The sequence below is a fragment of the Nocardia sp. MDA0666 genome, from assembly GCF_003023875.1.
GTDB lineage: Bacteria > Actinomycetota > Actinomycetes > Mycobacteriales > Mycobacteriaceae > Nocardia > Nocardia aobensis.
This window is the reverse complement of sequence record NZ_PYHT01000011.1, coordinates 37,940-58,640: the sequence shown is the minus strand read 5'-3', so window position 1 is coordinate 58,640 and position 20,701 is coordinate 37,940. Positions and strand designations below refer to the sequence as shown.

The 20,701-nt window shown below is 68.0% G+C and carries 17 protein-coding genes; 9 read left to right on the top strand and 8 right to left on the bottom strand.

What is annotated here, in order from left to right; all coding sequences use genetic code 11:
• The 7 genes from nuoH (at position 1) to C8258_RS17125 (ending at position 9,151) form a co-directional block, all read left to right on the top strand.
• Positions 1–1,914 (top strand): NADH-quinone oxidoreductase subunit NuoH, encoded by a 1,914-nt coding sequence (nuoH, locus tag C8258_RS33650; protein WP_106956043.1) that lies wholly within the window; start codon positions 1–3, stop codon positions 1,912–1,914.
• Complete coding sequence (locus C8258_RS17150) at positions 1,911–2,747, top strand: NADH-quinone oxidoreductase subunit J (RefSeq protein WP_106956042.1); 837 nt, start codon at positions 1,911–1,913, stop codon at positions 2,745–2,747. The genes nuoH and C8258_RS17150 overlap by 4 nt, the downstream gene beginning before the upstream one ends.
• On the top strand, positions 2,744–3,043 hold the full coding sequence (gene nuoK, locus C8258_RS17145; RefSeq protein ID WP_106956041.1) for an NADH-quinone oxidoreductase subunit NuoK: 300 nt from the start codon (positions 2,744–2,746) through the stop codon (positions 3,041–3,043). The genes C8258_RS17150 and nuoK overlap by 4 nt, the downstream gene beginning before the upstream one ends.
• 1 nt (position 3,044) lies before the next feature.
• Positions 3,045–4,949 (top strand): NADH-quinone oxidoreductase subunit L, encoded by a 1,905-nt coding sequence (gene nuoL, locus C8258_RS17140; protein WP_106956040.1) that lies wholly within the window; start codon positions 3,045–3,047, stop codon positions 4,947–4,949.
• On the top strand, positions 4,946–6,595 hold the full coding sequence (locus C8258_RS17135; RefSeq protein ID WP_106956039.1) for an NADH-quinone oxidoreductase subunit M: 1,650 nt from the start codon (positions 4,946–4,948) through the stop codon (positions 6,593–6,595). The genes nuoL and C8258_RS17135 overlap by 4 nt, the downstream gene beginning before the upstream one ends.
• Positions 6,592–8,217, top strand: a complete 1,626-nt coding sequence (gene nuoN / locus C8258_RS17130; RefSeq protein WP_106956038.1) for an NADH-quinone oxidoreductase subunit NuoN — start codon at positions 6,592–6,594, stop codon at positions 8,215–8,217. Before C8258_RS17135 ends, nuoN begins: the two co-directional genes overlap by 4 nt.
• A 109-nt stretch (positions 8,218–8,326) precedes the next feature.
• Positions 8,327–9,151, top strand: a complete 825-nt coding sequence (locus C8258_RS17125) for an SAM-dependent methyltransferase (protein ID WP_106956037.1) — start codon at positions 8,327–8,329, stop codon at positions 9,149–9,151.
• A gap of 13 nt (positions 9,152–9,164) precedes the next feature.
• On the opposite strand, the gene C8258_RS17120 is transcribed toward C8258_RS17125, so the two are convergent.
• Positions 9,165–9,671, bottom strand: coding sequence for a TetR family transcriptional regulator (locus C8258_RS17120; RefSeq protein ID WP_106956036.1), 507 nt, complete (start codon positions 9,669–9,671; stop codon positions 9,165–9,167).
• A gap of 81 nt (positions 9,672–9,752) precedes the next feature.
• Here C8258_RS17120 and C8258_RS17115 point away from each other — a divergent pair, with 81 nt between their 5' ends.
• Positions 9,753–10,574: a cyclase family protein gene (locus C8258_RS17115; protein ID WP_106956035.1), complete on the top strand. Its 822-nt coding sequence runs from the start codon at positions 9,753–9,755 to the stop codon at positions 10,572–10,574.
• 28 nt (positions 10,575–10,602) lie between these two features.
• Here the strand turns inward: C8258_RS17115 and C8258_RS17110 are convergent, their stop codons facing one another.
• The 3 genes from C8258_RS17110 to C8258_RS17100 are packed head-to-tail and all read right to left on the bottom strand — an operon-like array spanning position 10,603 to position 12,442.
• Positions 10,603–11,208 carry a DUF4232 domain-containing protein gene (locus C8258_RS17110; RefSeq protein WP_106956034.1) on the bottom strand — a complete coding sequence of 202 codons (606 nt, stop codon included), beginning with the start codon at positions 11,206–11,208 and terminating at the stop codon, positions 10,603–10,605.
• Positions 11,209–11,242: 34 nt separating this feature from the next.
• Positions 11,243–11,806, bottom strand: coding sequence for a 1,4-alpha-glucan branching protein (locus C8258_RS17105; RefSeq protein WP_106956033.1), 564 nt, complete (start codon positions 11,804–11,806; stop codon positions 11,243–11,245).
• A gap of 9 nt (positions 11,807–11,815) precedes the next feature.
• Positions 11,816–12,442 (bottom strand): HdeD family acid-resistance protein, encoded by a 627-nt coding sequence (locus tag C8258_RS17100; RefSeq protein WP_106956032.1) that lies wholly within the window; start codon positions 12,440–12,442, stop codon positions 11,816–11,818.
• 183 nt (positions 12,443–12,625) lie between these two features.
• On the opposite strand from C8258_RS17100, the gene C8258_RS17095 reads away from it, so the two are divergent.
• Positions 12,626–13,939 carry a cytochrome P450 gene (locus C8258_RS17095; protein ID WP_106956031.1) on the top strand — a complete coding sequence of 438 codons (1,314 nt, stop codon included), beginning with the start codon at positions 12,626–12,628 and terminating at the stop codon, positions 13,937–13,939.
• 34 nt (positions 13,940–13,973) lie between these two features.
• Here the strand turns inward: C8258_RS17095 and narI are convergent, their stop codons facing one another.
• The 4 genes from narI to C8258_RS17075 are packed head-to-tail and all read right to left on the bottom strand — an operon-like array spanning position 13,974 to position 20,687.
• Positions 13,974–14,708, bottom strand: a complete 735-nt coding sequence (narI, locus tag C8258_RS17090) for a respiratory nitrate reductase subunit gamma (protein WP_106956030.1) — start codon at positions 14,706–14,708, stop codon at positions 13,974–13,976.
• Positions 14,705–15,340: a nitrate reductase molybdenum cofactor assembly chaperone gene (gene narJ, locus C8258_RS17085; protein WP_106956029.1), complete on the bottom strand. Its 636-nt coding sequence runs from the start codon at positions 15,338–15,340 to the stop codon at positions 14,705–14,707. The genes narI and narJ overlap by 4 nt, the downstream gene beginning before the upstream one ends.
• Entirely contained in the window at positions 15,337–16,995 is a 1,659-nt protein-coding gene (gene narH / locus C8258_RS17080) for a nitrate reductase subunit beta (RefSeq protein ID WP_106956028.1), read from the bottom strand. Before narH ends, narJ begins: the two co-directional genes overlap by 4 nt.
• Positions 16,992–20,687 carry a nitrate reductase subunit alpha gene (locus tag C8258_RS17075; RefSeq protein WP_199195737.1) on the bottom strand — a complete coding sequence of 1,232 codons (3,696 nt, stop codon included), beginning with the start codon at positions 20,685–20,687 and terminating at the stop codon, positions 16,992–16,994. Before C8258_RS17075 ends, narH begins: the two co-directional genes overlap by 4 nt.
• Between the last annotated feature and the right edge of the window lie 14 nt (positions 20,688–20,701).

The following is a 20,701-nucleotide window of genomic DNA, read 5'->3' as shown; positions in this document are numbered from 1 at the left end:
ATGTCGCCGGCCGTGCTGGTCGCCGCCCCGGCCGATCTGTCCGCCTTCGGCCACGACCCGTGGTGGCTGGTCGTGGTGAAATCCATCGGCATCTTCGTCTTCCTGCTGCTCATCCCGCTGCTCGCGGTGGTGATCGAACGCAAGGTGGTGGCCTGGATGCAGATGCGGGTCGGCCCCAACCGGGTCGGGCCACGCGGCTCGCTGCAATCCATCGCCGACGGGGTCAAGATGCTCCTGAAGGAGGACATCATCCCGGCGATGGTCGACAAGCCGATCTACATTCTGGCACCGATCGTCGCGCTGATTCCGGCGGTGATGGCGTTCGCGGTGATACCGCTCGGACCGGAGGTGTCGATCTTCGGCACCCGCACACCACTGCAGTTGACCGATATGCCGGTGGGAGTGCTCTACATCCTCGCGATGACCTCGATCGGGGTCTACGGCATCGTGCTGGCGGGCTGGTCGTCGGGATCGACGTATCCGCTGCTCGGCGGTCTGCGCTCGACCGCGCAGGTGATCTCCTACGAGATCGCGATGGCGGCCTGTTTCGCGGCGGTGTTCCTGCTGGCCGGAACCATGTCCACCTCCGGCATCGTGGACCGGCAGTGGGGCACCTGGAACGTGTGGCTGCTGCTGCCGTCGTTCATCGTCTACGCGGTGGCGATGGTCGGCGAAACCAACCGTGCCCCCTTCGATCTACCCGAGGCCGAGGGTGAACTCGTCGGCGGATTCCACACCGAATACTCGTCGCTGAAATTCGCGATGTTCATGATGGCGGAATACATCAACATGGGCACCGTCTCGGCGCTGGCCACCACCCTCTTCTTCGGCGGCTGGCACGCACCCTTCCCGCTGAACCTGTGGGACGGCGCGAATTCGGGCTGGTGGCCGCTGCTGTGGTTCACGCTGAAGGTCTGGACGTTCCTGTTCGTCTTCATCTGGTTGCGCGGGACGCTGCCGCGGCTGCGCTACGACCAGTTCATGAATCTCGGCTGGAAGCTGCTCATTCCGGTGTCGCTGCTGTGGGTGATGATCGTGGCGACGCTGAAGGTGGTGCAGGACAACGGCCACGACGTGCAGACCGTGGGCCTGGTGACCGCCGGGGTGATCATCTCGGTGGGTCTGCTGGCGATTATGCTGCGCGCCGGGCGTGCCGGTGCCAATCCGGCACCGGAAACAGCTGGGACACAACAGTTCTCGGACTTCCCGGTGCCGCCGATGCCCGATACCGCGCCGCCGGCGACCAAAGCCGGTCTGCTGGAACCGATCGGCGGATTCTGGGTCACCTTCGTCACGATGTTCAAGAAGAAGAACACCGAGTTCTATCCCGAGGAGAAGGTGCCCACCGCACCGCGCTACCACGGCCGCCACCAGCTCAACCGGCATCCCGACGGCCTGGAGAAGTGCATCGGCTGCGAACTGTGCGCCTGGGCCTGCCCCGCCGACGCGATCTATGTCGAGGGCGCCGACAACACCGACAGCGAGCGCTACTCCCCCGGAGAACGCTACGGCCGCGTGTACCAGATCAACTATCTGCGCTGCATCGGCTGCGGTCTGTGCATCGAGGCATGCCCGACCCGGGCGTTGACGATGACCAACGAATACGAGATGGCCGACGACAATCGCGCCGATCTGATCTACGAGAAGGACCGGCTGCTCGCCCCGCTGGGCGACGGAATGATCGGGCCGCCGCACGCCGCCTATCCGGGCGCCACCGAGGTGGACTACTACCTCGGCGCCGTTCCCGCAGCCCCCGGCACCGACCGCGACACGGGCCTCGGCTCCACCGGAATCGCGGTGCCGCGCCGATCCGGTTCCGGTTCGGATCTCGTGAGTCCGAACTCCGCGGACTCGGCCGCCGATGCGGCGGGACGGCAACCGGCCGCCACCGGCACACAAGGAGGTGCGCAGTGAGTCCTGGAGTCAATGTGCTTGCCGCCGAAGCGGTTACGCGTACGTCCACCGGCGAAGCGGTGCTGTTCTGGGTCCTGGCCGTGGTCGCGGTGGCGGGTGCCCTCGGCATGGTGTGTGCCCGCAAGGCCGTGCACTCCGCGCTGTGTCTGGCGGCCACCATGATCACCCTGTCGGTGTTCTACATCGCCCAGGACGCGCTGTTCCTCGGCGTGGTGCAGATCGTGGTGTACACGGGCGCGGTCATGATGCTGTTCCTGTTCGTCCTGATGCTCGTCGGCGTCGATTCGTCCGAATCGCTGCGGGAGACGTTGCGCGGGCACCGCATCGCCGTCGTCGTGGTGGGTGCCGGCTTCGGGCTGCTGCTGATCGCGGCGATCGCTCGGGGGGTGCGCGACGATTCGGTGGCGGCCACCGGGCCCGGATTCGGCGCCGACCCAATCGCGGCGCTGGCCGAGCTGATCTTCGTGCGTTACGTGTGGGCCTTCGAACTCACCGGCGCGTTGCTGATCACCGCCACCATCGGCGCGATGATCCTCGCGCACCGGGAACGGTTCGGTCCGCGCACCGGGCAGCGCGAACAATCGCAGCGCCGCCTGCGCGAAGGCCACCGCATCACTCCCCTGCCCACCCCCGGTGTCTATGCCCGCCACAACGCCGTCGACGTGCCGGCCCGGCTGCCCGACGGCTCGTTCGCCGAACTGTCGGTGAGCACCATCCTGCGCCATCGCCGCCGCCGCGCCCACACCGAGGCAGCGGAGATCGGCATGCGAAACGGCAACGGCGGCAACGCCGCCCACGCGACCGGCGACAACGAGAGGAAGGCTCCGCGGTGAATCCGGACAACTACCTGTATCTGTCCGCCCTGCTGTTCACCATCGGCGCGGCCGGGGTGCTGGTGCGGCGCAACGCGATCGTGGTGTTCATGTGCATCGAGTTGATGCTCAACGCGGTCAATCTCACCTTCGTCACCTTCGCCCGGCAGCACCACAACCTCGACGGGCAGGTCTTCGCGTTCTTCACGATGGTCGTCGCCGCCACGGAGGTCGTCGTGGGCCTGGCGATCATCATGACCATCTTCCGCACCCGCCGCTCGACCTCGGTCGACGACGCCAACCTGCTGAAGTACTGACGTGGGTACCGGGAATCTGCTCTGGCTGCTGCCGGCCCTGCCCGCCGCCGGTGCGCTGATCCTGCTGCTGGCGGGACGTATGAGCGACCGCTGGGGGCATTGGCTGGGCTGCGCGACCGCGCTGGCCTCGTTCGGCGTGGCGGTGTGGGCGTTCGCCGAGATGCTCGGCCGCGCCGACGCCGATCGCGCGGTGTCGCACAACTTCTTCAACTGGGTACCGGTGGCCGGGCTGCAGGCGGAGTTCTCGCTGCAACTCGATCAGCTGACGATGTGTTTCGTCCTGCTGATCACCGGCGTCGGCTCGCTGATCCACATCTACTCGGTCGGCTACATGGCACACGATCCGGCGCGGCGGCGGTTCTTCGCCTACCTCAACCTGTTCCTGGCCGCGATGCTGATCCTGGTCATGGCCGACAACTACCTGGTGCTCTACCTCGGCTGGGAGGGCGTGGGCCTGGCCTCGTACCTGCTGATCGGGTTCTGGCACGAGAAGCCGTCGGCGGCCGCGGCGGCGAAGAAGGCCTTCGTAGTCAACCGCGTCGGCGACATGGGCTTGGCGATCGCACTTTTCCTGATGTTCGCCACCTTCGGCTCGGTCGATTTCGGGCACGTCTTCGCCGGTGTCCCGCATGCGAGCGAAGGCACCCTCACGGCTCTGGGGCTGCTGTTGCTGCTGGGCGCCTGCGGTAAATCCGCGCAGGTGCCGCTGCAGTCCTGGCTCGGTGACGCGATGGAAGGCCCGACTCCGGTGTCGGCGCTCATCCACGCCGCCACCATGGTGACCGCCGGTGTATATCTGATCGCGCGCTCGAACGCGATCTTCGACGCCGCACCGGCGGCGCGCGCCGGCGTGCTGGTGGTCGGTGCGGTGACGCTGCTGTTCGGCGCCGTCATCGGCTGCGCGAAGGACGACATCAAGAAGGCGCTGGCCGCGTCCACGATGAGCCAGATCGGCTATATGGTGCTGGCCGCCGGACTGGGCCCGGCCGGATATGCCGTGGCGATCATGCATCTGCTCACCCACGGCTTCTTCAAGGCCGGATTGTTCCTCGGCGCCGGATCGGTCATGCACGCGATGAACGACGAAACGGATATGCGCCGCTACGGCGGGCTGCGCAAATATCTGCCGATCACGTTCGTCACCTTCGGGCTCGGCTATCTGGCGATCATCGGGGTGCCGCCGTTCGCGGGGTTCTTCTCCAAGGATCGGATCATCGAGGCCGCGTTCGGGTACGGCGGTGCGAACGGCATCACCCTCGGCGCCGCCGCACTGCTCGGCGCCGGGATCACCGCCTTCTATATGACGCGCGTGATGTTGTTGACCTTCTTCGGTGAAAAGCGCTGGGCTGCAGGCGAAACCGAGGCCGAGCCGCATCCGCACGAGGCGCCCGCGGTGATGACCGGCCCGATGATCGTGCTGGCACTCGGCTCGGTGTTCTCCGGCGGGGTGTTCGTGTTCGGATCGTCGCTGCAGAACTGGCTGGCGCCGGTGGTCGGCACCGAACATGCCGAAAGCGCCGTGCCGGCGTGGGCGGTCACCGTGGCGGCGCTGGTCGTGGTGGCGATCGGTGTCGCGGTCGCCTACCGCCAGTACGCGCGGCGACCGGTGCCGCGCACCGCCCCGCAGGACGTCACGCCACTGACCGTCGCGGCTCGCCGCGATCTGTACGGCGACGCGTTCAACGAGGCCGCGTTCATGCGTCCGGGCACCCACCTGACCCGCTCGCTGGTCTTCCTCGACAACCGCGGAATCGACGGCATCGTCAACACCACGGCCGCCGTGATCGGCGGTCTGTCGGCGCGAATCCGGCGCGTGCAAACGGGTTTCGTGCGCTCGTACGCCCTGTCCATGTTCACCGGCGCGGCCCTGGTGGTCGCGGCCCTGCTGGCGGTGAGGTTGCTGTGACGGAGTATCCCTGGCTGACCACACTGTGGGTGCTGCCCCTGGCCGGCGCCGTCGTCGTGCTGGCGGTCCCGGCCGGCCGGCGCATGCTGGCCCGGGTGACCGGACTCGTGTTGTCGCTGGCCACCCTGGCCGTCGCGATCGTGGTCGCGGTGCGCTTCGATCCGAGCGGCCCACAGTATCAACTCGTCGAATCACACCGCTGGATACCGGCTTTCGGCGCCGGCTACACCCTCGGCGTCGACGGGATCGCCCTGGTGCTGCTGCTGTTGACCGCCGCACTGGTGCCGCTGCTGATCCTCGCCGGATGGAAGGACGACCGCGAGGCGGGCAGCGGACGGCGGGTCGCGCACATCTACGTCGCGCTGACCCTGATCGTCGAGGCGATGGTGCTGATCTCGTTCGTCTCGCTCGACATCCTGCTGTTCTACGTGTTCTTCGAGGTCATGCTCATCCCGATGTACTTCCTCATCGGCGGATTCGGGCCGCGCACCACCGGCGGTGAATCGGCGGCCGTGGAACTGGCACTGCGGCAGCAGCGTTCGCGCGCGGCGGTGAAGTTCCTGCTGTACAACCTGTTCGGCGGCCTGATCATGCTGGCCGCGGTGATCGGGCTGTACGTGCTCACCGCGCGGGCCCATCTCGGCGGCGAGGGCGGGACCTTCGATTTCCGGGCGGTCACGGCGGCCGCGAATTCCGGGCAGCTCGGCGCCGGACCGGCCGTGCTCAACGCGCTGTTCCTCGGCTTCATGTTCGCCTTCGCGGTGAAGGCGCCGCTGTGGCCGCTGCACACCTGGCTGCCCGGCGCCGCGGTGTCGGCCACACCCGCGAGCGCGGTGCTCATGATGGCGGTGGTCGACAAGGTCGGCACGTTCGGCATGCTGCGCTACTGCCTGCTGCTGTTCCCCGCCGCCTCGACCACCTACGCGCCGATGATCAGCGTGCTGGCGGTGATCGGTATCCTCTACGGCGCGCTGCTGGCCATCGGGCAGACCGATGTGATGCGCCTGATCGCCTACACCTCGATCTCGCATTTCGGCTTCATCATCCTCGGCATCTTCGCGATGACCAACCAGGGTGGCGCGGGTGCGACGCTGTACATGGTCAATCACGGCATCTCGACCGCGGCGCTGTTCCTCATCGCCGGATTCCTGGTCTCGCGCCGCGGAACTCGGGCGATCGCCGAATTCGGCGGCGTACAGAAGGTGGCGCCGATATTGGCGGGCACCTTCCTGATCGCGGGCCTGGCGACGCTGTCACTACCCGGGCTGGCGCCGTTCGTCAGCGAATTCCTCGTGCTTGTCGGCACGTTCACGAGATATCCGGTGGCGGCGGTGTTCGCCACGGGCGCGTTGGTGCTGGCGGCGCTCTACGTGCTGTGGATGTACCAGCGCATGATGACCGGACCGGTCCGCAAGGGCAACGAGCGCTTGCCGGATCTGCTGCCGCGCGAACTGGTGGTCGTGGTGCCGTTGCTGGCGGCGCTGCTGGTCCTCGGCGCGTATCCGAAACCGGTTCTCGACCGGATCAATCCGGCGGTGGCCGGCACCCTCACCACCATCGGCAAACACGATCCGGCGCCCACCGTCGCGCCGGATGCGGCGACCGTACCGGCCGCGACCACTCCGAGCGGAGGTAACCACCGGTGAATCAGTATCTGGCCGCGACGGTTCCGGCTCCCTCGATCGAATACCACGCCCTGTCACCGATGCTCATCGTCTTCGGTGTCGCTGTCGCCGGGGTGCTCGTCGAGGCGTTTCTGCCGCGTTCGTGGCGCTACCCGCTCCATCTGGTGCTCGCGCTGGGCGGTCTGGTGGCGGCACTGGTGGCGGTGATCGCACTCGCGGGCACCCATGCCACGGTGGCCGTCGGCGCGGTCGCGGTCGACAACGTGACGCTGATGCTGCAAGGCACCATCCTGGTAGTCGCGATCCTCGCGGTCGCGCTGATGGCCGAACGCGGTATCGAACCGCGGCTGGCGCGCGAAAGCCGGGAGGGCCCCGGAACCTGGAGCCGGGCGGCCGCGGTGGCCTCCGGCGCGGTCGTGGTCGACGCGTTCACCCCGCAGGCCGCGGCGGTGCCGGGAAGTTCCGACGAGATCGCCGCCGCGCGGGCGGGTATCGCCACCACCGAGGTCTTTCCGCTGACCCTGTTCGCGGTCGGCGGCATGCTGCTGTTCCCCGCCTCCAACGATCTGCTGTCGATGTTCGTCGCGCTCGAGGTGCTGTCGCTGCCGCTGTATCTGCTGTGCGGGCTGGCGCGGCGGCGTCGGCTGCTGTCGCAGGAGGCGGCACTGAAGTACTTCCTGCTGGGCGCGTTCGCCTCGGCCTTCTTCCTGTACGGAATGGCGCTGCTGTACGGCTACGCCGGCACGGTTCGGCTGTCGGGCATCGCCGACGCGGTGGCCCGGGATTCCGGCTCGAAAACCCTTGCGGTGCTGGGTGTGGCGATGCTGGTGGTCGGGTTGCTGTTCAAGATCGGCGCGGTGCCGTTCCAGTCGTGGGTGCCCGATGTGTATCAGGGCGCGCCGACGGCGATCACCGCGTTCATGGCCGCGGCGACCAAGATCGCGGCCGTGGGCGCGCTGCTGCGCATCCTGCAGGTCGCGGTTGCGGGACTGAGTGCGGACTGGCGTCCGATCCTGGGAGCCGTGGCGGTGGCCACGATGGTGCTGGGCGCCGTACTCGCCGTCACCCAGACCGATGTGAAGCGCATGCTCGCCTACTCCTCGATCGCGCACGCCGGGTTCATCCTCACCGCGCTGGTGGCGGCCAATTCCGACGGGGTGTCGTCGGTGCTGTTCTACCTCGCCGTCTACGGCGTGAGCACCGTCGGCGCGTTCGCGGTGGTCACGCTGGTACGCGACCGGGTGGGAGACGAGGCCACCGCACTGTCGGCATGGGCCGGGCTCGGCCGCCGCTCACCATGGCTGGCAACGGTTTTCGCGCTGTTTCTGCTGTCGTTCGCGGGCATTCCGCTGACCAGTGGTTTCGTCGGGAAATTCGCCGTGTTCTCGGCGGCCGCCTCCGGGCACGCGGCGTATCTGGTGATCGTGGGTGTGATCTCCAGCGCGATCGCCGTGTTCTTCTACATCCGCGTCATCGTGCAGATGTTCTTCACCGATCCGCCGGAGGCACCACCCGCCGTGGTCACCGCACCGGTGACCACGATGGTCGTCATCGTCACCGGCGCCGCCACACTGGCCCTGGGTATCGTGCCGCAGCCGCTGCTCGATCTGGCGAACCGCGCGGTCGGATTCGTCACCGGGTGATCAAGGAAAACATTTCGCAGACAACGGTTCTCGGCGACGTCGCACCGAAAAGTCAACGGTAGCCCTAGGATCGAGCCCGACGAGACCTCCGCGCACAGAAACAGGTGTCATGACCGACAGCGCCGCACAGGTGGATCAATCCAAGCCGAGCATCGCCCGCGTGTACGACTATCTGCTGGGCGGGCGCGACAACTATGCCGTCGACCGCAAGGTCGGCGACTACTTCATCAACGATCTGCCCGGCTCGGTCGCCATCGCCTATGCCAACCGGCAGGCCATGATTCGCGCGGTCGCCGATATCGCGGACTCCGGTGTGCGCCAGTTCATCGATATGGGCAGCGGGCTGCCGACCGTCGACAATGTGCATCAGGTCGCGCAGCGTCACCTCGAGGCGCCGCGCGTGGTGTACGTGGACAACGATCCGATCGTGCTGGCCCATGGTCGCGCACTGCTGTCCTCCGACGACGACACCACGGTCATCCACGCGGATCTGCGTGATCCGGACGCCATCTTCTCCCATCCGGATCTGCAGCGGCTGATCGATTTCGACAAGCCGGTGGCGGTGATCTTCAGCGCGATCCTGCACCACCTCAACGACGACGAGAATCCGGCCGAACTGGTGCGGTGGTGGACCGACCGGATCCCGGTCGGCTCGCAGATCTACATCTCGCATTTCCGTTCCGGCTTCAACGAGGAGACGCAGGCCGCCGAAGAGAAATTGCAGGCGACGTTCGGGCGCGGGCGCTGGCGTTCGGACGAGGAGATCCTCGGCCTGTTCGGTGATCTGGAGGTGCTCGAGCCGGGGCTCGAGATCTGCGCCCGCTGGCGGCCCGCCGAAGCCGACGCCTCGGTCGCACGCATCGGTCCGGCCGAGCGCGAACCGACCCTGTGGGAACAACTGATCGCGTGCGCCCTGGCCCGGAAGAGCCACTGAGGCTCGCTCCGGCTCACTCGAACAGGCCGGTCCGCGCCACCGCGATGAGGCGGTGCGCGCGGTCCGCCCCGGCCTGCTCGCGCGTCCAGGCCGCGGCGTTGATCAGGGTGGCGATATCCGCGGCCGTGACCTCGGCGCGCAGCGCGCCCGCATCCCGCGCACGCTCGGTCAGTCGTTCGGTGATGTGATCCATCCTCGCGCAGTCGGCGTGCAGTTCATGGTCGTCGTCGTGTGCACCCTCGGCGAGCAGGGCGGCCGATCCCTGACAGGTGGCGGCGTGCTCGACCACGAGTGCGACCCATGCCGCCAGGTTCTCGGCGGGTTCCTCCTGCCGATCGCAGAGGTTCTCGCCGCGATCGAACAGTGTCTCGTTGCGTTCGGACAACAGTGCGGCGACCAGCGCGCGGCGAAATGGCCGTAGAGACTGTCCGAAACCACCTCGGCGGTGGCCGATCTCACCGGACGACCGGCCACGACGTTCGCCGAATTCATCGATCGGGAACGAGAAGCATTGCGGCACCGGCCACCTCGCATCCCGGCCTGAGGGCCACTCGCCGTCCCCTGCCGGTGTGCCCAGGCAGCGACTAAGCTGCCGGTCACCATGTGCGCACCTCGGATCGTCCGGATCGCCCACGACAGCGCCGATTTCCCGGCGGTTCCGTCGCGGCGCGCCTTGTCGGGCGCCGCGGGCCTGGCGGCACTGGCGGCGGCCACCGCGCCGGTCGCACGCGCGGGCACGGGAGCAGTCGTCGACCTCACGCATCGGGTGGGGCCGAATACGCCGATGTGGCCGGGCAATCCGCCGTTCGCGATGGTTCCGGTGGGATGGCATGCGCTGGGAGGTTTCGATCAGAACGCGATCGCGCTGTGGGAGCACACCGGAACACATGTCGACGCACCGCTGCGCCGCGCATCCGGCGGGGTGGGGCCCGACACCTTCTCGGCGCGCGATCTGGTGGCTCCGCTCATCGTGATCGACATCAGCGCGAAGGCGTCGTTCGACGTCGACGCCACGGTCACGATCGACGACATCGATGCTTTCGAGCGGATCTACGGCCGCATTCCGCCGCGTGCCTTCGTCGCCATGTATTCCGGGTGGGAGCGTCGGCTCGCTCATCCGGCGGCCTTCGTCAATCTCGACGTCGAGGGCACCCCGCATGCCCCCGGCTTCTGCGCCGAGGCCGCGGAATACCTTGTGCACCAGCGCGATATCGCCGGCGCGGGGGTGGATACGCTCAGCCTCGACCACGCGGCCGATCTCGACTACGGCGCACACACCGCATTCCTCGGCGGCGGCCGCTACGGCGTGGAGATGGTGGCCAACCTCGGCTCGGTTCCGCCGACCGGTGCCACCGTCGTGGTCGGCGTGCCCGATCACATCGGCGGTACGGGTGGGCCGTGCCGGATGCTCGCCCTCACCTGAGATCCGGCGCACCGCGACGCGGGTAGCTTCAGCCGGTGACCGGATGCACCTCCAGGGCGCAGGTGTCGATGGTGGTGTGCACGGTGTGGGTGTCGGTCGAATCGGGGGCTGTCACAGCCAGACTCGTGTACAGCGGGCAATCCTCCCCGGCCGGGCCCATCGCGGACCCCTCCACGACCGCGCGGGCGGGGCGGCCGGGCAGGACGGTGACGGTGGGCGGAGTGTCGTCGTCCGAGGGCAGGCCACCCATATAGCCGCGTGGGGTGCGTCGGGCGTGCAGGACCGGGCCGCCCTCGCCGGTGTCGACGCCGGGATAGCCGCCGATCGTGCAGGGCGGGTTATCGGCGGCGAGGGTGAAGGTCAGTTCGACGCCGCGATGCATCATGCCCGGCGACAGGGTGTGGGCGGCGATGTCCAGTTGGCGCGGCCGGCATGCGGCGACGGCCGAGGAGGTGGTGGGCCCCGCCGGGGGGCTCGCCTGCGGCGAAGGCGCCTGTGCGGCGGAGGTTTCGGTGGCCGGGCGAGCCGATGTGCCGGTTCCGGAGTCGTGCTGCGCACAACCGGCGAGCGCGGTGGCGGCGGCCACGCCGAAAACCACCACCGCTGCCGTCCGGTCTCCGTATCTGCCGATCATCACCTCGACTCCTTCCGGCCGCACGCGTGCGCGTTCAGTTCACCGCTGCCTCCAGCACGACCCCCTCGGCCGTGGCGCCCTCCGCATCGGTCCAGCCCACTCGGACCCACCCGCGCGCGGATGCGGCCGACCGTGACGGAATCCGGTTGACGCGCACGGCCTTCGGTGTTTCCGGATCGACGACGGACACCTCGACGGTGCCGGCGGGTGTGTCGCTGCGGTTCTGGTCCTGGGCCACCGCGCGGCCGGTGAGCAGCGCCGCCATCTGCGCGAGTGCCACGGGATCATGCGCGGCGTCGTAGATCCACCTGGTCCCGAGCACGCCGTGTTCGGAGGTACCGATCAGGGCCGCGTCCGCGCCGGGAAGCCGGGCGCCACGATAGGTCATCGACACGTGGTAGACCGGCTGCCGGGCATCGGCGGTGTCGACGACGAGCATGTGCTCGATGCCCACCTCGCCGTCGGGGTCGTCGAGGCGGAAACCACCCGCCTTGTGCAGATGTGGCGTTGTGCCGGTGAACCATTCGCGCGTCGGCAGCCATGCGGTGAGCAGCTCTAGTTTGCCGGGCTCGAGGGTGGTGTGGTGAACGACAGCCATATGCCGACCCTAATCCGCGGCCCGGACCGGGGTGGGTGCGCGCGGACCGAGCAGGCCGCGCACCCCGACCTGGTCGCCGCCGCGTTCCGGACGACGCACGCGTACGGCCATGCGGATCTCCATCGCGCCGAGCAGGATCAGGCAGACACCGACCAGAACCGACAGGGCCGCGACGGTGTCGATCGGCCACACCAGCACGATCAGCCCGGCCAGCAGTGTCGCCAGGCCGTAGCCTTCGCGCCGGCCCGGCTTCGGCAGATCTTCCGACCAGGCCGCGACGATGGCCTGCACGATGCCGCGGATCATCCATCCCATCCCGACCCACATGGCCAGCAACGCCACCCAGTCTCCGCTGCGCATGCACCACAGCGCCAGTAGTACGGACAGGGCCCCGCTCACGAATTCCAGCGCCTTGAGCCCGCCGCGGATGCGCGCCCGGAACGCCACCGTGAATTGCCAGGCGGCGGTCAACAGCAGCATCGTGCCGAGCAATAGCTCCGCTACCTGAACGGACTTATCGGGCCAAACGAGCAGAACCACCCCGACGACGATCGACCCACAGCCGATCGCGCACGCCAGGTGCCAAGCATCACCAGCGAAGACATCCCTGCGTCCGGCCGCTCGGAAGGTGGGCATGGCCCTGATGATATGGCCCCGGACGATGCGCACTGCGCAATTTCACAGGTTCGGCCCGGCCGATCAGCTATCGGGCAGCCGCACATCCGCTCGTAGAACGTGTGTGGTTCGGTAACGGCTACCGGGCTACCGTAGGTGGGGTATCGGATCTCGCACCGTTGCGGCCCGCCGGGAGGTTGCCTCATGAGCACTGTTTTTCCGCCGGGTCCCCGGCTACCGCGAGTGGCGCAGACGCTGCTGCACGCGAAATGGCGGGGCTGGTTCGCCGGGGTGGCGTCGCGCCGCTACGGCGATGTCTACACGATGCGCATGATCGCACCGTATGCCGAGAATCTGGTGGTGTTCTCGCGGCCGGAGCACATCCGCGAAATCTTCGCCGGCGCCCCGGCGGATCTGCATGCCGGCGAGGGCAATCGGGTGCTGGAGCCGGTGATGGGGCAGCATTCGCTGTTGCTCACCGATGAGGACGAACACGCCCGCGCCCGCCGATTGTTGATGCCGGCGTTCACCGGCTCGGCGCTGCGCGGTTATCGCGACGTGGTCGAGGCCATCGCCAAACATCACATCGACCAATGGCAGCCGGGCACCACCCTCGTGACGTTGCCACGGATGAACGAACTGACACTCGATGTGATCATGCAGGTGGTGTTCGGTATCAGCGAGCAGCGCGGGCGTGCCGAGCTCGCGCCGCGGCTGCGCTATCTGGTCGATGTGGGCCCGCTGATCTTCCTGGGTTGGAAATGGCATCGGCTGCAGCGTTTCGGCCCGTGGAAGCGGTTCGCCGACAACAAGGACGCGATCGACGCGCTGCTCTACGAGGAGATCGCGCGCCGGCGCGGCGAGCCGGGTCCCGGCGACCGCGCCGATGTGCTGGCCCGGTTGCTCGCGGTGGGCGCGGAGGCCGGTGACGAGCCGCTCTCGGATGCCGAACTTCGCGATCAGCTGGTGACCCTGTTGCTGGCCGGGCACGAGACCACCGCGTCGGCGCTGTCGTGGGCGATGTTCGAATTGGCCGCCCACCCCGAGGTGCAGCAGCGGGCGCGGCGCGCCGCCGCCGAGGGCGACGACAAATATCTGGAAGCGGTGCTGAAGGAGGCGATGCGCCGCCATCCCGTCATCGGCGGCACCTTGCGCCGGCTGACGCGCGAGACGACGATCGGCGGGTACACCCTGCCCCGCGGCACCGTCGTGCAGACCTCGATCGTGCTGGCGCATGCGAATCCCGACAATCATCCCGAACCTGAAAGTTTCCGTCCCGAACGCTTTCTCGACGGCAGCGTCGCCGCCAATACCTGGCTGCCGTTCGGTGGGGGCGTGCGCCGCTGTATCGGCGCGGGATTCTCGTTGATGGAGGGCACGGCGGTGCTGTCGGAGGTGCTGGGCCGATTCGCCCTGGCTCCGGTGCGGACTCGCGAACGCGGGCGCATCCGCAACATCACCAACGTGCCAGCCCACGGTGCGCCGGTACTGCTGCGACCACATCCGGGCACGCTCTGATCCGGCAGAACCCCTCTCGGAGAATTCCGGCGCGCTACGGCACCCGTTCCCAGCCGCGCGGCGGCCGGTGCGCCCCGAGCGACACGTCCCGGCTGCGATAGACCAGATAGGGCCGCGTCAGATAGCCGACGGGCGCGGAGAATACGTGGACGAGCCGGCTGAACGGCCAGAACGCGAACAGCGCACAGGCCGAGAGCGCGTGCAGCCGAAAGGCCGCCGGCGCCCCGGCCATCAATTCGGGGTGCGGGTCGAGATAGAACAGCGACCGGAACCACGGCGACACGTCGGTGCGGTAGTTGTGCGGATCGCCGGTCGCGTTGCCGTAGACGGTGGCGGCGAGGCCGAGCGCCAGGGTCAGGCCCAGCAGCACGTACATGATCTTGTCGTTGCGGGTGGTCGCGGAGAACACCGAGCCGACGGTGCGGCGGCGGTAGATCAGGATGCCCAGCCCGGCCACCGTCGCGATGCCGGCGATCGCGCCGAGGCTGAACGACACGATGTGATAAGCGCTTTCGCTGATACCGATCGCCTCGGTCCACGACTGCGGGATCACCAGACCCAGGACGTGACCGAGGAACACGAACACGATGCCGTAGTGGAACAGCGGACTGCCCAGGCGCAGCAGCCGGTTCTCGTACAGCTGCGAGGAGCGGGTGGTCCAGCCGAATTTGTCGTAGCGGTAGCGCCAGATCAGCCCCACCACGCAGACCGCCAGCGCCGCGTACGGCACCGCCACCCACAGCAGCACGTCGATCGCGCTCACGGTCATCGGCGGCCTCCGATCGGTGTCGGCATGTAGGTGGGCGGTGCGAACGGCTCCGTGCCGACCTCCTCACCGGGCGGGCCGGCGGCGATGAGCCGGGCCACGGCCTCGCTGTCGGTGCCACGCAGCGGCGGCAATGTGGCCGATACCGAATCCAGTACTCCGGCCCACGGAGATCCGTACTCGCGCAAGGCTGCTCGCATGACCTCGACGCCGGCGCGGTGGTCGGTCAGCACCCGCAGTCCGGCTTCCGGTTCGGTGGCGGCGAATTCGAGGACGACGGCCAGATGGTCGGGTAGTTCCGCGTCGTCGAGTTGCCACCCGGCGCGCCGGTAGAGCTGTTTGAGGCGCAGCAACGCCATTCCGCGTTTGCGGGTGTCGCCGTGGGAGAAGTAGGTGAGGTAGGGGCTGAACCGCTTGCGGTGGTCGAAGGTGTCGACGTATTCGCTGCCCAGCAGCATCGGCGGCGTGCTCGCCAGGTGCGACAGCAGCGGACGCACGGGGGTGCCGACCGCGACCGGCAGCGCCGCCGTCGCCCGGGTGAGCAGTGGAAGCGAATCCAGCAGCGCCGCATCGGGATAGCCGAGCAGCAGCGACTGGATCTGCCATGCCGCGCAGCGCGTCGTCGTGCGGGTCATGGGCGATGCCTCCCGCCGCGGCGCCGCGGTAACAGGCCCTCCGGCCGCCCGCGCCCGTCCCAGTTGAGCAGGTTCACCCGCGTCGGTTCCGAGGTGGGCGCGTCGGCGGTCTGGCGGTCCTGCAACATGCGGAAGTTCTCCACCGCCACCGGAGTGGGTCCGCCGGAGCTTTCGCCGAACGGTCCCCAGCCGCCCATCCCCGGGCCGCCGTCGCGGTCCAGATCGCATTCGGTGGCGAGTTCCTCGAGCCCGTGCGCTTGTTCGGCATGAGCCGTCGGAACGACGTAGCGTTGCTCGTATTTCGCCAGTGCCAGCAGCCGATACATGTCGTAGAGCTGTTCCTCGGACATGTCGGCGGCGGCGGCGATCTCCGGGCGCGGCGGACGGCCGAGGTTGACATCGCGCATATAGCTGCGCATCGCCGCCATTCGCCGCAGCACCGCCTCGACCGGTGCGGTGTCACCCGCGGTGAACAGTTGCGCCAGATAGTCGACGGGGATGCGCAGGGCCTCGATCGCGCCGAACAGATTGCCGTGGTCCTCGGCGTCGTGGCCGGTATCGCGCAGCACATCCACCACCGGTGACAGCGGCGGGATGTACCAGACCATCGGCACGGTGCGGTATTCCGGATGCAGTGGCAGCGCGACCCGATAGGTGCGGATCAGCGCGTAGACCGGGGAGCGTTGCGCGGCCTGTACCCAGTCGCGCGGAATTCCGGCGCGCTCACACGCCGCGATCACCTGCGGATCGAACGGATCGAGAAAGGCGTCGCGTTGCGCGGCGTACAGATCGCGTTCGTCCGGGGTGGACGCGATATCGGTGACGGTGTCGGCGTCGTAGAGCAGTACGCCGATATAGCGCAGCCGTCCCACACACGTTTCCGCGCACACCGTCGGCAGGCCGACCTCGAGCCGCGGGAAGCAGAAGGTGCATTTCTCCGCCTTACCGGTGCGGTGGTTGAAATACACCTTCTTGTACGGGCATCCCGATACGCACATGCGCCAGCCGCGGCACCGGTCCTGATCGACCAGCACGATGCCGTCCTCGGCGCGCTTGTAGATCGCCCCGGACGGACACGCCGCCATACAGGCGGGGTTGAGGCAGTGTTCGCAGATGCGCGGCAGATAGAACATGAAGGTCTGCTCGAACTCGAATCTGACCTTGTCGCCGACCTTGTCCAGCAGCGGATCGGCCGCGGCGAGTTCGGGGGCGCCGCCCAGGTTGTCGTCCCAGTTGGCCGACCAGGTGACGGCGGTGTCGCGGCCGGTGATCAGCGAGCGCGGCCGCGCGACCGGCGGATGCCGTTGCAGCGGAGCGGTGGTCAGGGTGTCGTAGTCGTAGGTCCAGGGTTCGTAGTAGTCCGACAGCTCGGGCAGAGTCGGATTGTCGAAGATCGTGAACAGTGTCCGCATGCGGCCGCCGCGCCGCAGCCGCAACCGGCCCTTGCGGTCGAGGACCCAGCCCCCTTTCCAGCGGCTCTGATTCTCGTAGGTGCGCGGATACCCTTGTCCCGGACGGGTTTCCACGTTGTTGAACCAGACGTATTCGACTCCGGCGCGGTTGGTCCAGGTTTGTTTGCAGGTCACCGAGCAGGTGTGGCAGCCGATGCATTTGTCGAGGTTCATCACCATCGCCAGGTGCGCCATGGGCCTCATCGGTAGCTCACCTGCTGGCTGCGGCGGCGGATCACGGTCACTTCGTCGCGTTGATTGCCGGTGGGGCCGAGATAGTTGAAGGCGAACGACAATTGCGCGTAGCCGCCGATGAGATGTGTGGGTTTGATCAGCAGCCGGGTGAGCGAATTGTGGATGCCGCCGCGCTTGCCGGAGGTTTCGGCCAGGGGGACGTCGATCAATCGGTCCTGGGCGTGATGCATGTACACCGTGCCTTCCGGCATGCGATGCGAGACGACGGCGCGGGCCACCACGACGCCGTTGCGGTTGACCGCCTCGATCCACTCGTTGTCGCGCACACCGAGTTTCGCCGCGTCCCGATCGGAGATCCAGATCGTCGGGCCGCCGCGCGACAGGCTCAGCATCAACAGGTTGTCCTGATATTCGGAGTGGATGGACCACTTCGAATGCGGGGTCAGATAGCGCAGCGACAGTCCGCGCTCACCGTGCTGCCCCAATCGGGGTTCGTCGAACAGGGCCGACATGTCCAGCGGCGGCCGGAAGACCGGCAATTGCTCACCGACCTGGGCCATCCAGTCGTGGTCGAGATAGAAGTGCTGGCGTCCGGTGAGGGTGTGCCACGGTTTGGCGCGTTCGACATTGACGGTGAACGGCGAGTATCGCCGCCCGCCGCTTTCGGATCCGGACCATTCCGGTGAGGTGATCACCGGCACGGGCGCGACCTGGGTGTCGGCGAAGGTGATGCGCGTGCCCGCGTGTTCGGCGGCCAGATCGGCCAGCGGGGTGCCGGTGCGCTGTTCGAGGGTGCGAAAGCCCTGCACCGCGAGACGGCCGTTGGTGGTGCCCGACAGTGCCAGGATCGCCTCGCAGGCGTCGATATCGCGTTCGAGGCTGGGGCGCCCGGCGGCCGGCCCGCCGCGCACGATGCCGTTGCGCGCGGCCAGGTCCGACACTTCCCGGCTCACGTCGAAGGTGACGCCCTTGGTGGCCGCGCCGAGCCGGTCGACCAGTGGCCCGAGTGCGCCCATCTTCGCGCGGACCGCGCCGTAGTCGCGTTCGACGACGGTCAGCCGAGGCATCGTCAGACCCGGAACCGGTTGGCAGGCACCGGTTTTCCAGTCCCGCACCGCACCGTGCGGGGTGGCGAGTTCGTCGGGGGTATCGTGCAGCAGTGGTGTCGCGACGATATCGGTGCGCACCCCGAGGTGGCGGCGTGCCAAGCGGCTGAATTCGGCGCCGATGCTCGCGAACGCGTCCCAGTCGGTGCGGGTCTGCCACGGCGGTGCGATCGCCGGGCTGAACGAATGCACGAACGGGTGCATATCGGTGGAGGACAGATCGTATTTCTCGTACCAGGTCGCGGCCGGCAGCACCACATCCGAGTACATGGTGGTGCTGGTCATCCGGAAATCCAGCGTCAGCAGCAGATCGAGTTTCCCCTCCGGTGCCTGTTCGTGCCACACCACCTCGCGTGGCCGGGCATCCGGCGGGGCTTGCTCGGCGCGCAGCGAGGAGTCCGCGCCGAGGAGGTGACGCAGGAAGTATTCGTTGCCCTTCGCGGAGGAGCCGAGCAGATTGGATCGCCAGATCGACAGCACGCGAGGGAAATTCGCCGGGTTGTCGGGATCTTCGCAGGCGAACCGCAGCTTTCCCTTCGTCAGCTGGTCGACGATATGGTCCGCGGGAGTGCGGCCCGAACGTGCGGCCTCGTCGGCCAGGTCGAGGGGGTTGCGGTCGAAAGTCGGATACGAGGGGGTCCAGCCCATACGCGCTGCCTGTGCGATGAGGTCGGCGGTGCTGCGCCCGGACAGGTCACCGGGGCCGGTGGTCGTGGTGAGGGTGTCGGCGGCGAAGGGGTCGTAGCGGAACTGATCGGTGTGCAGGTACCAGTAGACGGTCTGGTTCATATGGCGTGGCGGTCGGGTCCAGTCGGTGGCGTTGGCCACCGTCGCCCAGCCCGTGACGGGCCGGCACTTCTCCTGGCCCACATAATGCGCCCAGCCGCCGCCGTTTCGTCCCTGGCAGCCGGTGAGGGTGGTGAGGGCCAGGAATGTGCGATACATGGTGTCGGAGTGGAACCAGTGGTTGGTGCCGGCGCCGAGGATGATCATCGAACGGCCTCGAGTCTGTTCGGCATTGGCGGCGAATTCGCGTCCGATGCGCGCCGCGGCGGCGGCCGGCACCCCGGTGATCGCCTCCTGCCAGGCCGGAGTGCCGGGATGGGAAGCATCGTCGTAACCGGTGGGCCACTCCCCCGGCAGGCCCTCGCGCCGCACACCGTAGCGGGCCAGCATCAGATCGAACACCGTGGTGACGAGATGGCCGCCGACCGTGCGCACGGGAACGCCGCGCCGCATGACCGCGACGGCGCCGTCGGCGGTGTCGAAGCGCGGCAGTTCCACCACCACCGTCTGGTCGCCGGCTGCCGACAGTGCCGGCTGCACACCGTCCAACTCCAGGTTCCAGCGTCCGGCACCGTCGGCGCCGTAGCGGAACCCGAGAGAACCGTTGGGCACCACCGGATTTCCCTGCTCATCCAGCAGGACGGTCTTGAAATCGGCATTTTCGGTGCGGGCGAATTCGTCGAGATCGGCGGCGGTGAGAAATTTGCCGGGACGGTACACGCCGTCGCTGTCGTCCAGCCGCACCAGGAACGGCAGATCGGTGAACCGGCGCACGTAGTCCTCGAAATACGGCACCTGCCGGTCGACGAAGAATTCCCGCAGGATCACATGGCCCATCGCCATTGCCAGGGCGGCGTCGGTGCCCGGATGCGGGGCGAGCCATTCGTCGGCGAATTTCACGTTGTCGGCGTAGTCGGGCGCGATCGCGATCACCTTCTGGCCGCGATAGCGGGCCTCGGTCATCCAGTGCGCATCCGGGGTGCGGGTCACCGGGACGTTCGAGCCCCACATCATGAGATAGCCGGCGTCCCACCAGTCTCCGGACTCGGGCACATCGGTCTGATCGCCGAAGACCTGCGGGGAGGCGACGGGCAGATCGGCGTAGAAGTCGTAGAACGACAGCATCGACCCGCCGATCAGCGAGATGAACCGCGAGCCGGCCGCGAACGACACCATCGCCATCGCGGGGATCGGTGAGAAGCCCGCAATCCGGTCGGGCCCATAGGTTTTGATGGTGTGCACATGGGCGGCGGCCACCAGTTCCACCGCCTCCTCCCAGCCGGCGCGGACCAGTCCGCCGCGGCCGCGCGCGCTCTTGTAGCGCCGGGCAGCCTCCGGATCGGAGACGATCGATTCCCAGGCGGTGACCGGATCGCCGGTGCGCGCCTTGGCTTCTCGATACATTTCGAGCAGCACACCGCGGATGTACGGGTAGCGGATGCGGGTGGGTGAATAGGTGTACCAGGAGAACGCCGCGCCGCGCGGGCAGCCGCGGGGCTCGTATTCGGGGCGGTCGGGACCGACGGACGGATAGTCGGTGGCCTGGGTCTCCCACGTGATGATGCCGTCCTTGACATACACCTTCCACGAACACGATCCGGTGCAGTTGACGCCGTGCGTAGAGCGCACCACCTTGTCGTGGGCCCAGCGTTCGCGGTAGAACTCGTCGGCCTGGCGGCCGCCGCGCACGTATTCGGTGCGCAGATCCGCGGAGACGGTGGCGCGGGTGAAGAACCGGCGACTGCGAATCAGCGCTGCCGTCACTTCGGAATCCAGGGCCGCGCCGTTCCCGCGTGCGGTACGTGCCATCTGCCCGCCTCTCG